Origin of the sequence: Streptomyces sp. GESEQ-4, assembly GCF_017948455.1 — a bacterium.
GTDB lineage: Bacteria > Actinomycetota > Actinomycetes > Streptomycetales > Streptomycetaceae > Streptomyces.
This window is the reverse complement of the sequence record NZ_JAFFSU010000001.1, coordinates 790,715-803,073: the sequence shown is the minus strand read 5'-3', so window position 1 is coordinate 803,073 and position 12,359 is coordinate 790,715. Positions and strand designations below refer to the sequence as shown.

The following is a 12,359-nucleotide window of genomic DNA, read 5'->3' as shown; positions in this document are numbered from 1 at the left end:
CCTGGGCGTCATGCCGTCCCCGGGCGGCCTGACGAGGAGGACATGGCGGATGATCGACAACACGAACCGGCCGCCCATCGGCCGGAGAACCCTGCTGGCAGGTGCCGGCGCGCTGGGAGTGGCGGCGGCGCTGCCCACGGCCTCCGCACAGGCGAACCCGGCGACGCGACGTGGACACGCCGCGGCCTGTCCGGAGAACTGGCCCGACCCCGAACCGTACGGCCTCGCCGACACCCGCCCCGATCTCTGGCCGCGCGACGACAACTCCTTCGTCCTCCCGCTCGAACTGCGCCCTCGGGACAAGGAGCGCGGCGTGGTCTGGATGCGGGACACCTATGTCAACTGCTTCGTCGTCGGAGGCCGTCCGCTCTACGTCGCCACGGGCACCTCCCGGGTTCCGGGCCTCGGCGCGGCCGCACCGTGGAACGACGGCATCTTCGTGTGGGTGTCCCGGTCGCTGCGCGGACCGTGGCGGCTGGCCGACACCACCGGAATCCGTCCCGGCGCCGAGCGCGGCAAGGTCTGGTCGCCCGAGTTCGCGGGCGAGAACCGGCCCGGGCGCACGGTCGTCGCCCCCTGGCAGCAGTACTGGCACGACGACGCGTTCGGCAAGCGCGGCAACGTGTGGGCACCGGAAGTGCACCACGTCCGCGGCCGCTGGTACATCGTCGCGTGCATGGGTGACCACTCCCGCAAGGTCGGCTCGTTCCTGCTGGTGAGCGAGGGCGGGGTGGCGGGTCCGTACCGGCTCGCCGAGGGCAACCTCGACAAGCCGTTCGGCGAATCGTTCATCGGCGGGCCGTCGTTCATCGCACCCGGCGCGTACCACCACATCGACGGCAGCATCTACGCCGAGGGCCACGACGCCTGGCTCGTGCTGCACAACGACCTGTACGCCAAGTTCCGCGCCGACATGGAGGACATCGTCCCCACCACGGACCTCCCGAAGTTCCAGCAGTCGCCCTACTCTCCGGAGCCGTACCTCGAAGGCGCGTACGTCTTCAAGCACGGCGGCAAGTACTACCTCCTGCACGCCGCCTGGAACCGCTCGTCCGTCGCCCCGGACGGCAGCACGCGCTACGCCTACGACCCACCGGGCACCGGCCGCACGCAGTACCAGTACGACGCGGTCGTCGCCGTCGCCGACCGCTTCGAGGGCCCGTACTCCCGCCGGTGGACCGCGGGCGTCGGCGCGGGCCACAACAACTTCTTCACCGACCACGCGGGGGGCCTGTGGGCCACGTTCTTCCGCAACCCGAACGCCGGCTACTGGTCCGATCCGTCGCGCATCGCGAACGCCGCCGTCCCCGGCGTCGTACGCCTGGAGTGGACGGGACCGGAAGGGGAGCGCCTCTATGTCCGACGTCGTTAAGACCGGCCGAATAACGACTGAGCACGATGTGCCGAACACCGAGCTCGGGGCCACTCGTCCGGGTCCCAGCCGTCGCAGGCTCCTCGGCCTCGCCGGCAGTGGCGCTCTACTGCTCGCGGGGTGCCGATGGGACGGAACGGGCGGGTCCGCAGGCGGCGGCACCCGCGATGCGGACAGCCCCACCAGGCAGGCGAGTCGTCCCGCGGCCCCGGAGGGCGTGCTCGGCTCCAACTTCAACGAGGAGCCGCGGGGCATGACCGCCGCGGTCCTCGACGACCTGCGTACCAAGTGGGTGCGCGGCTTCACCCCGATGCCCGAGCTGGACAGTGTGGAGGCGGCCCGGCAACCGGCGATCAGGACCCTGCTGTCGTTCGCCGACTCCGGCTACGGCACCGTACTGTCGTTGAAGTTCCCCTACCAGAACAAGCCTCTCCCGCGGCCGGGCACCAGCGCGATGGACATCGAACTCGCCCGCGTCGACAAGGCTTTGGGTGCCGTACTCGGCAAGGTCGACATCCTGGTCATCGGCAACGAGCCGTTCATCGAGACACGCCAGGAGGACCGCGCCACCCTGCTCAACCCCTTCTACGAGGCCGTCGCCGCGCATGTGATCGCCGAGCGGGAGAAGCGTTGCGGGCCCGGCTGCCGCACCCGCCTGTACATGGGCGCCCTCAACCGCCTCCACGAGCCCGCCTGGCAGACCCCCGCCGTCAACCGCTGGCTGGGCCACGTCAAGGCCGTCCCCGAGATGGACGGCGTCGACATCCATCCGCACGTCTCCTCGATCGAGCAGGCCAAGGCGTTCACGGATTACGTGCTGCCCCGGATCCGCCCCGAACAGCGCTTTCTGGCCACCGAGTTCTCCCTGGTGCACTGGTGGAAGCAGCATTGGAGCGACCCGGTCCCCGCCACCTACGCCGACCGCTACGGGGTACCGACCGGAACCCCGTTCTGGCAGGAAGTACGCGACGCTGCCGCGGACCCGTTTACGCAGCAGCGGTGGCACGACCTGCTGATGAACAGCCCGTGGTTCGCCTCGCGCAAGGACTGGCTGACCACCCAGGTACGGCAGTTCCGTGCCACCGGACGGTTGGCGGTGGCGACTTACGGCACGCTCCAGGGACCCGCGATGGTCCGCGACATCGGGCCGACGAAGACGCCGTGGCTGCTGAACAGCCTGTACGCCAACCTCGTCGCTCGGCCTTCCGCGAACGGCGACATGGCGCACAACCCGGCGTTCTTCGACGACTTCCGCGCCCTCCAGGACTCCTCCAGCGGGTCCTGAACAACGGCCGCACGCCGTGGCGGCAGGCCGCGTGCTCAGTGTGGCGGCGCCGTCGAGGCGAGCTCGGTCATGGTGTCGGTGCCGGCGATCACGCCCCGCGACTCGGCCTCGGCCCAGCTGAAGATGCCGGTCGACATGGTGCTGCGCTCCTGGGCGGCACGCAGCGCGTAGACCTCGGCGCGGTTGGTGTGGACGGCGGTGTCGTCCGGTGCGGCGTCGCCGGCGAGCTGGGCGAGATGGCACGCCAGCCGGTGCGAGCCGGCATGGGCCAGCTCCAGCGCGCGGTCGGCGAGGACCTGGGCGCCCCCGCTCAGTGCGGCAAGCTCGCTCGCGAGCTCCTCGTCCGGGGCGGGCTTGAGGTGGGCGGGGTTGCCGTCGTACCAGCCGGCGAACTGGCGCCATACGTTGCGGACGACGAACTCCGGCTCGTCGTAGAGCGGTTGCAGGTAGTTCAGCGCCATCAAGTCGTCCGGCACCCGCACCCGGTGCAGGGTCTCGACCAGCGTCGCTCCGTCGTTGAGGCAGGCGATCGTCTGGTCCACGAGGGTCTCCAGATAGCACGCGGTGTTCTCCAGGGCCTCGCGGACGCGGCCGGCGCCGACGACCGGGATGCCGTGGCTGCCGAGCATGAGCTCGGCGTCGGTGATAACGGACTGCGCGCATGACGTTCTGCCTCTCCACGCGGCCTGAGCTGGCCGTTCGTGAGATCAGTGGGGTGAATGTTCGACCAGGAGGACCTCGTGCAGCCGGGGCCACGCCCCCCGACTTCGGCCGCCAGGAGCTTTTACAGGGTGACCACGATCTTTCCGTGGACGTGGCCTCCTGCTTGCAGTCGCACGGCTTCCTGGATCTGCTGGATGGGGAAGGTGGCGGCGATCGGCACAGTGATCTCACCGGTGACGATGGCGTCAGTGATCCGCTTCAAGTCCTCGGGCTGTGCATGGAAGCCGGTGGTCGAGCGCACGCCCCCGGGCGGATTGGGGCCGGCGGCGATCGTGGAGATCCTCTCCGGGGGGACGCCGAGCGCGAGCGCCGCCTCGGCTGCGTCAGTGCCGTGCAGGTCGGCCGCCGCGCTCACCCCGTCGAGAGCTATCGCGCGCACGCGGTCCTCCAGGCCGGGACCGTAGGTGACCGGGTCGACGCCGAACTGCCGAAGGAAGTCGTGGGTGCCTTCGGAGGCGGTTCCGATCACTCGGGCACCGGCGAGCTTGGCGAGCTGGATGGCGAATATGCCGACACCGCCGGCGGCGCCTCCGATCAGGACGGTGTCGTCAGCCTTGACGTCGATCGCTGCGAGCGCCGCCAAGCCGGTCCGTCCGGCCACCGGGAGCGTGCTGGCGATCTCGTCGCCGATCTCCGCTGGAGTGCGGAGGAGATCATCCGCCCCGGCGGGGTCGACCACCAGGAGGTCGGCAGCCGCCCGGCCCGTCGCACCTCCGTAGACGCGGTCGCCCACGGTGAACCCGGAGACGCCTTCGCCTACCTCGTCCACGGTGCCGGCGAAGTCGGTGGCGAAGCCGGACGGCAGGGTGATGCCGAACTGCCGCGCCGTCTCCGGCATCGAGGACAGGAGCCAGTCCATCGGGTTGAGGCCGACGGCGGCCACCCTCACGCGCACCTCACCGGCTCCCGCATGCGGCTCGGGGATCTCGCGCAGCTTCAGGACCTCAGGTCCTCCGAACGTCTCGTACCTGACGGCTCGGGTCATGGCGTGCCTCCACACCTAGTGATGGGACTGAGTCCCATCACTGTACATGGTGATGGGACTGAGTCCCGTAAGGTGTGTTCATGGCCCGCTGGGAACCCAACGCATCGCAACGGCTCGCTCAGGCCGCGCTCGAACTGTTCGCGGAACGCGGTTACGAGAACACGACCGTGCTCGACATCGCGAAGCGCGCCGGACTCACCAAGAGCACCTTCTTCCGGCACTTCCAGGACAAGCGAGAGGTGCTCTTCAGCGAGGATGCGCTCACCGGACGACTCGTCACCGCGATCGTGGAGGCGCCCACGGAAGCGACCCCGCTCGAAACGGTGGCGTACGGCCTCGACGCGCTCGGACAGGACATCTTCACGCCCGACCGCCGCGCGTTCACCGTCCGCAGACGAGCGGTGATCGATGCCCATCCCGAGCTCCAGGAGCGCGAAGCCCTGAAGGGCATGAGCCTCACCGCTTCGATGGCCCGGGCCATGTCGCACCGCGGTCTACCCGACCTCGCCGCCCGAGTGACAGCGGAACTGGGGGCACTCGCCTTGAAGATCGCCTACGAACGGTGGAGCGACCTGGGCAACACCGATGAGTTCAGTGCCATTGCCCGGCAAGCCCTCAGTGAAGTGGGAGCCAACGTCTTGTCCGTGTATAAGGCGCCACTTCGGTCGGCGACTCGTTGCTCTGACCAGACTCAGCGGGGGGACTCTCACTGACGATGAGTGGGCGGTGCCCGAACCGCCGCTTTCGAGGGGGCACGTCGCCCAGGTTGGCCAGGGCGACTCCGCGAAACGATCACCTCTTTCGCGCCGGCGAGCCACCCGCTTCCCCCCGTCCGGTGGTCCGGCCGACCACGTCCACGTCCACCGGGCGGTGTCGCCAGTCAGCAGCCGTTCGCCCCGGCACCGGCCCCGCCGTACCCGGAGGTCAGTCGATATACGCCGGCCCGGGCCACGGTGAGGCGGGTCCAGGAGCCGTCGGCGCTGACGCACGCTCCATCGGCCCGCAGCCACGGGGAGTGGACGATGCGGACGGTGACCGTGGCCGGGCGGGGGATGCTCAGCGTCACGTCCGCTTCTCCCGCCTTCAGGACGTGGGCCGGGGCCGAGGCGAGCCGAAGGGTGTCGTGGACCCGGTAGATCTTCCAGTGGCGGTCGTGCCAGACCGGCTCCAGCCAGTCCTGCCCGTCCCGGATCAGGGCCGTCTCGCGCACCGCGGTCGCCTCCGGCGGGCCGTCGTGGACGACGACGTAGCCGACCGCCCACTGCCGCAGCCAGGCGTGATAGCGAGGGCCGTCCAGGTCGCCTTCGTAGAACATCCGCCCTCTGTCCTGGTCCAACTGCTGGTTCCAGCCCCGCATCAGCTGCACATGCGGGGAGAGAAGGGTCGCCCCACGATGGTCACGGTCGGTCGGCAGCTCGACTCGGCCGCGGTCCGCGCCCAGCCGGTGCAGTTCGGCGACGACTGGGCCGGTGTGCGTGGCCCAGGCCGGAGCGGGGGCCGCGCCTCGCAGCGGGTTCGTCGACGTCAGGCAGAGGTGCACCACCGCGAAGATCGCTACGGCGGCCAAGGCGCGGACGCGGGGCGGCGGCAGGGCGTTGCGGGCGGCGCCGGAGCGGGTGCTGAGCAGCGCCGCGAGCAGTACGGCGGGGGCGAGGTGTACGGCGAGGCGCTCGACGTTGGAGCCTATCGGTGAGGGAATCAGCCAGCACAGGACGACTCCGGCGGCGTACACGAACGCCCCGGCCCGTACCACCCGCCAGCCGCGCGGCGCTGTCAGCGCCGTGCCGAGCGACAGCAGCAGGGGCAGGACCATGCGGCCCGCGGACATGGGCTGCTCGCCCTGATACGGAAAGAGCAGGGTCGTCGCGGCGACGACGGCCACGGGTGGCAGGGCGAGGACGAGGGCCTTGGCGTACTGCCGGTCGAGCAGCTGTCCGGCGCCCGCGACCAGGAGGAACAGTCCGGCCACCGGGCTGCTCATGGTGGCGCACAGTGCGGCGAGGGCGGCAGCGGTGAGCCGCGCGGGCCGGGGCGGGCGGCCGGCCAGGGCGAGTACGGCGGCCAGGGCGAAGGCGAGGCCGAGAGCGAACGTGGTCCGGCCGAGCGCGACGTCGTACCAGAGACCGAGCGCGCCGACCAGCGCGGGCCACAGCGCCACCCGCCCAGCGGTGCGGACCAGCAGGGCGGCCAGCAGCCAGGTGGCACTCAGGCCGGCCAGCACGGAGACGGTCCGGACACCGAACAGTGCCATCAACGGGGGTGACAGGACGCTGTAGTTGGCGGTGTGCAGGCCGCCGAACCAGAACAGCCCGTACGGAACGTCCGGGTGCCGGGTGAAGAAGCCCGCCCAGGCGTACTGCGCGGCGAGATCGCCGCCGACCGTCGCGAGATGCGCGGCCCACACCCCGTACAGCGGGCTGATGGCGAGGACGGCGAGGAGCGGGACCCGATACCGGCGAGCAGGCCGAGAGGGCCGGACCTGCCGTCGGACCGTCGGTGGCGGCTGCGGCGGAGCGAGCACGGGGAGCTGCACGGGCATGGCGCTGTTCCTGGGGGCGGCGGAGTGACGAGAAGTGGCAGGTCACGGCCGGTGTCGTGACGGCCGCTGTGCCACTCTCGTCCCGCGCGCCCCTCCGGCACCTCGGCCGATCGGTCGGCGTTGGCGCATGCCTGAGCTGCGCGCCTCGGCCGATCGGCCGAGGCGCTGCCCGTGTCTTGTACGGCCGTCCGCTCAGCGGCCGTTAATGCGTTGCGGCCGGTTCCCCCTCCCCCGGACCCTGACCCCATGGCCTACACCCTGCGCCCCGCCGCGCTGACCGACGCGGCCGTCATCACCGATCTGCTCAACGAGATCGACCGGATCGAGATCGGTCGGCCCGAGACCGACCTGCACACCGTGCAGGCCGACCTGAAGCACCCGGAAACCGACCTGGAGCAGGACTCCTGGCTGGCCTTGGACGGGGACCGGCCGGTGGCCTACGGCCTGTTGTGGGACGAGTCGGGTGGTGAGCGCATCGACATCGACCACTACGTGCTCCCCGATCACCAGCGGGCCGGGCTGCGCATGCTGGAGGCGATGGAGGCCAGGGCCCTGCGCAAGGCCCGCGAGAACGGCGCGGCGAGGGCCGTCGTGCATCTGCACCTGAACACCTCGCCCACGCTGGACACGGAGCTGATCCGGCCACGGGGCTGGTCCGTCGTACGGCGTTATCACGTGCTGCACCGCCAACTGGATCCCACCCGGGACGGTGCGCCGCAGCTGCCGCCGGGGGTGCGCCTGCGGACGTGCGCCGACGAGGCGGACCGGGTGCGGGTGCACGCCCTGTACCAGGGCACGTTCGCCGAGCACTTCGACTTCCAGCCGCGTACCTGTCGGCAGTGGCTGCATGACATCGACGCCGAGAGCCTCGACTGGTCCCTGGTGTGGATCGTGAGCACCGAGGATCTGGGCGACGTCGGGTTCCTGATCGCCCGTGACGACCGCGCGGCCATGGGGTGGATCCGGAGCATCGGCGTCCTGGGCGCAGCCCGCGCCCAGGGCCTGGGCGGCCTGTTGCTGCGGCAGGCGTTCGCCGCGTTCGCCGCGCGAGGACGGGACACCGTGGGACTCGGCGTGGACACCGACAACGCCACCGGGGCTCCCGGGCTGTACGCCCGCCACGGCATGACCGTCCACTACGCCGTCGACACGTGGGAGGCGGTCCTGATGTGACCGGCGGGGGCTGCGAGGCCCCTCCCGGTGCGGGAACGACGGCGGCCGGACCTGCCTCGCAGGTCCGGCCGCCGTTCAGGTGCCCGCGGGAGCGGTCAGTGTCATGCCGAGCCGCGTCGCCGCAATAGCAGCAGACCGGAGATCAGGAGCACCGCCCCGGCTGCGGCCGGCCACAGCTTCGCGCCGGTTTCGGCGAGTGAGCCGTCGACGGTCTGCGGTTCGGCCTGTCCCGCCGCCTGCTGGTCGGACCCGGCGTCGTTGGCCACCGGCTGCTGGGTCGCGGCCTCCCCGATCTCCTGGTCCTGTCCTGCGCCGCCCTGTGCGGGGGCGGCGGCGTCGGACTGCTCCGGGGACGGCGTGGCGTAGACCTTGGGCTGGTCGGCCTCGGCCGGAGGGTTCGCGGCGCCGTTCTCCGGCTCGGTGGCCGGCGTGTCGGCCGGGGGCTCCTCGTCCTGCTGTCCGTTGCCCGGGTCGCCGGGAGTGGCCTCGCCGTTGTCGCCGCCGGACGGGTCGTCCGCGCTCGGCGACGGCTTCTCCGGCTCGTCCGCGGGCGGGGCCGACTGCTCAGGCTCGTCGGCGGGCGGCGCCGACTGCTCGGGCTCGTCCGCGGGCGGAGTCGGCTGCTCCGGCTGGTCGCCCCCACCGTCACCGGTTCCCGCGCCGCACTGGCGGCCGCTGTTGATGCAGTCCACCATCTCCGCCATCAGGTCCTCGTCGAAGACGTTGATGAAGTCGCCGTGGTCCGTGACCGGCTTGTGCAGCTGCTCGGGGAAGGCGTCCACCGCGAACAGCGGCGTCGTACGGCCGCCGTCGTCGAGGCTCGGTGCGTCGATGTCGTAGACGATCCGCTGCACCAGCTGCGGGATGGCCTTGAAGCCGGACGGGCAGCTGCCGTCGGCCGCGGCGAAGGCCACGTGCGTGCGGTGGTTGGCACTGTCGATGTTCGAGCCGTCCCAGCAGCTCTGGAACTTGAAGGTGCGCACGACGTCACTGCCCTGCGGGCAGAGCGGGTACTTGTCCTTGAGCTGCCGGTCCTCGAAGCCGGTGCAGCTCCATGAGGCGTTGGCGTTGGCGGTGCCGTTGACGAACGCCTTGGCGTCGCCGGTGATGATGCGCAGGAACCGCGGCATGGCCGTGACGTCGCCCTGCGGGCTGCCCACGAAGTTCAGCGTGACCTGCTTGGGCGTGACGATCTCACCGGTGTTGCCCTCGATGCCGCCGCCGGGAGAGTTCGCGTCCTGCTCCTGGACGCCGTTCTGCAGGCGCACCACGGGCCAGTAGTACGTGGACTTGTCGCCCGCGTCCTCGCAGCTGGTGTCGGCGGCGGCCAGGTCGTCGTCGCTCGCGAAGGCGTCGTTGGCCTGGTTGCCGATGTAGTCGTGGAAGTGGTGGGCGCCGTTGGAGACGCCGGGGGCCACGATCACGTTGTCCGAGTTGAACAGGCCGTTCTCGTTGACGCCGCAGCTGGTGGTGAAGGTGCCGCGTGAGGCGTTCGCCGGGCTCGGCGCGGTGGGCTGGACGGCGGTGATGTCCGCGTAGTCGGCGGCCACGGGGCCGTTGCCGGCCGGCTGGTCGCCCCCGCCCTGGCCGTCCTGCTGCTCCTGGTCCTGGCCCTCGCCCGCCTCCTGGCCCGCGTCGCCTTCCGCCTGGTCCTGGCCGTTCTGGTCCGCGTTCTCGACCGGGGCCTCGGGGGCGCGCAGTTCGCAGGCCGCGAGCGCGTCGAGGCCTTCGGGGCGGTCGCCGACGCCGTCGATGGCCTGGGTGATGCGCTCGATCGTGGCGGTCCGGTCCTCCTTCAGCGGGTTCATGATCCCGCCGTCGACGGAGCCGCCGTCCTGCTGAGCGGCCTGGGCCTCCCTCAGACGCTGGTAGGCGTCGGTGATCTGCTGGTCGAGCACGGCCAGTTCACGGTCGACGTCCGGCCGCGCGGTGTCCGGCACCGTCGTCAGCCGGCTACCCACGTCCGGGCAGTCGATCGTGGCGGCTCCGGAGGCGAGGACCTGATCGGTCCCGCTCTGCGTGGCGCCGTCCTCGGTCGCCGACGCGTAGACGTTCGCGGCTATCAGTCCACCTCCGCCCAGCATCAGCGCGACCGCCGCAAAGGTCGCGCGCCGCTTGCCCGTTGGACGTCTGCGCGAGGTGCGAGTCAAGGAAGTACTCCTACGCGTGTGGATCTGCTCGGCATGGAATCCCCACGCCCCATACGGAACTCAGCCCTCGCGTGTTCAAACCCCTCACAGATTCTTGGAAATTTCTCAGATTGTTCGATTCAGAGACGCGAGCGCTGAATGGCATGACGGCGAGCTGTTGGACTTCTCGATCACGCAGGAGCAGGGTGGACATGTCCCGCGATTCCGGCGGGGCACCCCGCACCGCACCACCCGGAGACCACCCGATGAACCACGTCGCGAATCCCGAGCGCTACAACGGCACCATGCGCTACCGGCGCACCGGACGCTCGGGACTCGACCTGCCCGTGCTGTCCCTGGGCTACTGGCACAACTTCGGCGACGACCGCCCCTTCGACACCCAGCGCGAGATCGCCCTGCGGGCGTTCGACCTCGGCATCACGCACCACGACCTCGCGAACAACTACGGCCCGCCGTACGGGGCCGCGGAGATCAACTTCGGTCGGCTGATGCGGCGGGACCTCGCCCCGTACCGGGACGAACTGGTGATCTCCACCAAGGCCGGCTGGGACATGTGGCCCGGGCCCTACGGCCAGGGCGGCGGCTCCCGCAAGTACGTCCTCGCCTCGCTGGACCAGTCGCTGCGCCGGACAGGGCTGGAGTACGTGGACATCTTCTACTCCCACCGACTCGACGCGACCACCCCGCTCGAGGAGACGATGGGCGCGCTGGACACCGCGGTGCGCCAGGGCAAGGCGCTCTACGTCGGCATCTCCTCGTACGACGCCGAACGCACCCGGCAGGCGGCCGCCATCCTCCGGGAGCTGGGCACCCCGCTGCTCATCCATCAGCCGTCGTACAGCATGCTCAACCGCTGGATCGAGACCGACGGGCTGCTCGACGCCGCGCAGGAGGAGGGCTTCGGGGTCATCGGGTTCACGGCACTCGCCCAGGGACTGCTGACCGGGCGCTACTTGAACGGCGTTCCCGACGACTCGCGGGCCGCGCAGGGCACGTCGTTCGACACCACGTGGCTGTCCGAGGAGATGCTGCACAGGCTGCGGGCGCTGAACGACATCGCCGCCCGACGTGGGCAGACCCTGGCCCAGATGGCCCTCGCGTGGGCACTGCGCGACGCACGCGTCACCTCCCTCGTCATCGGCGCCTCGCGGACCGAACAGCTGGAGCAGAACGTCGCCGCGCTGGAGAACCCCGACTTCAGCGCCGAGGAGCTCACCGAGATCGACAAGTACGCCGGCGACGGCGGCGTCGACCTGTGGCAGGACGCCCGCCTCGGCAAGCTCCGCTGAACCGGCGCTGGGGCGCTGCGCGCGACGAGGAAGGCGCCGCGCGTACGGACCTGCCGCCCCATGTCGCCCCACACTGACCGCGGGCCGCGAGAATCGTCCTGCCGGGGCATGGCGGGAGTGAGGCCTGCGGGTTGTGCGCCGTCCCGCCCTGTTGCGACGATGCCCGAGCATGCGCACAGCGAAGGGGGAAGGGTGACCACAGAGGACCAACGCCCATCTGCCGCGGTGGTGTTCGACGCGTTGGGGGCGACGTACGAGAAGGCCTTCGCGCGGTCCGAGGCGCATCGGGCCTCGCTGGAACGGCTCCTCGGCCGGCTCTCCCCCGGCAGCCGGGTGCTGGACGTGGGCAGCGGCACGGGGCGGCCCACAGCCGAGACGCTCGCCGCGGCGGGACATGACGTCCTCGGGATCGACGTCTCCCCCGTCATGGTGGACCTCGCCGCCCGGCAGGTGCCAGACGCCGCCTTCCGCTGTGCCGACATCCGCGAAGTTCCCCTTGACGAGGACGTGTTCGACGCGGTCTGCGTGTACTTCTCGCTGTTGCAGATGTCCCGCCGGGAGCAGTCCGACCTCGTACGGCGTCTGGCGCGTGCGCTCAAGCCCACCGGGCAGATGGCGCTCGCCACGGTGCCGGTCGACGTCGAGGACTTCGAGACCGTCTTCATGGGGCAGTCCGTGCGCGCGACCAGCTTCTCCGCCGAGGACTTCACCGCCATGCTCGCCGCCGCGGGCCTGGCGGTGCTGTCCGAGGAGACCGTGATGTTCACGCCCGCGCTCCCCGATGCCCCGCCCGAGCCGCATCTGTTCGTGCACTGCGAGCGGGAGCCCTCGGCAGGCTGATCC

General features: G+C 70.9%; 10 protein-coding genes. 6 read left to right on the top strand and 4 right to left on the bottom strand.

The features are described from left to right. Positions 1-49: 49 nt before the first annotated feature. Together KCH48_RS03615 and KCH48_RS03610 are read left to right on the top strand one after the other, a co-directional pair. Positions 50-1,372 carry a family 43 glycosylhydrolase gene (locus KCH48_RS03615; RefSeq protein WP_210570313.1) on the top strand — a complete coding sequence of 441 codons (1,323 nt, stop codon included), beginning with the start codon at positions 50-52 and terminating at the stop codon, positions 1,370-1,372. Continuing rightward, positions 1,356-2,657, top strand: a complete 1,302-nt coding sequence (locus KCH48_RS03610; protein ID WP_246884700.1) for a hypothetical protein — start codon at positions 1,356-1,358, stop codon at positions 2,655-2,657. Before KCH48_RS03615 ends, KCH48_RS03610 begins: the two co-directional genes overlap by 17 nt. 35 nt (positions 2,658-2,692) lie before the next feature. Here the strand turns inward: KCH48_RS03610 and KCH48_RS03605 are convergent, their stop codons facing one another. Beyond that, entirely contained in the window at positions 2,693-3,286 is a 594-nt protein-coding gene (locus KCH48_RS03605; RefSeq protein WP_210570312.1) for an alkyl sulfatase dimerization domain-containing protein, read from the bottom strand. Positions 3,287-3,441: 155 nt separating this feature from the next. Continuing rightward, complete coding sequence (locus KCH48_RS03600; protein WP_210570307.1) at positions 3,442-4,365, bottom strand: NADP-dependent oxidoreductase; 924 nt, start codon at positions 4,363-4,365, stop codon at positions 3,442-3,444. Between the two features lie 80 nt (positions 4,366-4,445). Between KCH48_RS03600 and KCH48_RS03595 the strand changes: the two genes are divergently transcribed. After that, positions 4,446-5,078, top strand: a complete 633-nt coding sequence (locus tag KCH48_RS03595) for a TetR/AcrR family transcriptional regulator (RefSeq protein ID WP_210570305.1) — start codon at positions 4,446-4,448, stop codon at positions 5,076-5,078. Between the two features lie 167 nt (positions 5,079-5,245). On the opposite strand, the gene KCH48_RS03590 is transcribed toward KCH48_RS03595, so the two are convergent. Next, on the bottom strand, positions 5,246-6,904 hold the full coding sequence (locus KCH48_RS03590) for a hypothetical protein (RefSeq protein WP_246884699.1): 1,659 nt from the start codon (positions 6,902-6,904) through the stop codon (positions 5,246-5,248). A gap of 246 nt (positions 6,905-7,150) precedes the next feature. Here KCH48_RS03590 and KCH48_RS03585 point away from each other — a divergent pair, with 246 nt between their 5' ends. After that, positions 7,151-8,077 (top strand): GNAT family N-acetyltransferase, encoded by a 927-nt coding sequence (locus KCH48_RS03585; RefSeq protein ID WP_210570304.1) that lies wholly within the window; start codon positions 7,151-7,153, stop codon positions 8,075-8,077. Positions 8,078-8,178: 101 nt separating this feature from the next. Here KCH48_RS03585 and KCH48_RS03580 read toward each other — a convergent pair whose 3' ends face one another. Further along, positions 8,179-10,161 carry a DUF1996 domain-containing protein gene (locus KCH48_RS03580; RefSeq protein WP_210570909.1) on the bottom strand — a complete coding sequence of 661 codons (1,983 nt, stop codon included), beginning with the start codon at positions 10,159-10,161 and terminating at the stop codon, positions 8,179-8,181. A gap of 311 nt (positions 10,162-10,472) precedes the next feature. Between KCH48_RS03580 and mgrA the strand changes: the two genes are divergently transcribed. Both mgrA and KCH48_RS03570 read left to right on the top strand, forming a co-directional pair. After that, positions 10,473-11,516, top strand: coding sequence for an L-glyceraldehyde 3-phosphate reductase (gene mgrA / locus KCH48_RS03575; protein WP_210570908.1), 1,044 nt, complete (start codon positions 10,473-10,475; stop codon positions 11,514-11,516). 159 nt (positions 11,517-11,675) lie between these two features. Continuing rightward, the gene (locus KCH48_RS03570) at positions 11,676-12,356 is read left to right on the top strand and encodes a class I SAM-dependent methyltransferase (RefSeq protein WP_210570301.1); all 681 of its coding nucleotides are present in this window, start codon (positions 11,676-11,678) and stop codon (positions 12,354-12,356) included. Positions 12,357-12,359 lie beyond the last annotated feature (3 nt).

Coding starts and splice junctions, on each gene's coding strand:
- KCH48_RS03615 (WP_210570313.1), top strand. CDS start 50: ATGATCGACAACACGAACCGGCCGCCCATCGGCCGGAGAACCCTGCTG.
- KCH48_RS03610 (WP_246884700.1), top strand. CDS start 1,356: ATGTCCGACGTCGTTAAGACCGGCCGAATAACGACTGAGCACGATGTG.
- KCH48_RS03605 (WP_210570312.1), bottom strand. CDS start 3,286: ATGCTCGGCAGCCACGGCATCCCGGTCGTCGGCGCCGGCCGCGTCCGC.
- KCH48_RS03600 (WP_210570307.1), bottom strand. CDS start 4,365: ATGACCCGAGCCGTCAGGTACGAGACGTTCGGAGGACCTGAGGTCCTG.
- KCH48_RS03595 (WP_210570305.1), top strand. CDS start 4,446: ATGGCCCGCTGGGAACCCAACGCATCGCAACGGCTCGCTCAGGCCGCG.
- KCH48_RS03590 (WP_246884699.1), bottom strand. CDS start 6,904: ATGCCCGTGCAGCTCCCCGTGCTCGCTCCGCCGCAGCCGCCACCGACG.
- KCH48_RS03585 (WP_210570304.1), top strand. CDS start 7,151: ATGGCCTACACCCTGCGCCCCGCCGCGCTGACCGACGCGGCCGTCATC.
- KCH48_RS03580 (WP_210570909.1), bottom strand. CDS start 10,161: ATGCTGGGCGGAGGTGGACTGATAGCCGCGAACGTCTACGCGTCGGCG.
- mgrA (WP_210570908.1), top strand. CDS start 10,473: ATGAACCACGTCGCGAATCCCGAGCGCTACAACGGCACCATGCGCTAC.
- KCH48_RS03570 (WP_210570301.1), top strand. CDS start 11,676: ATGCCCGAGCATGCGCACAGCGAAGGGGGAAGGGTGACCACAGAGGAC.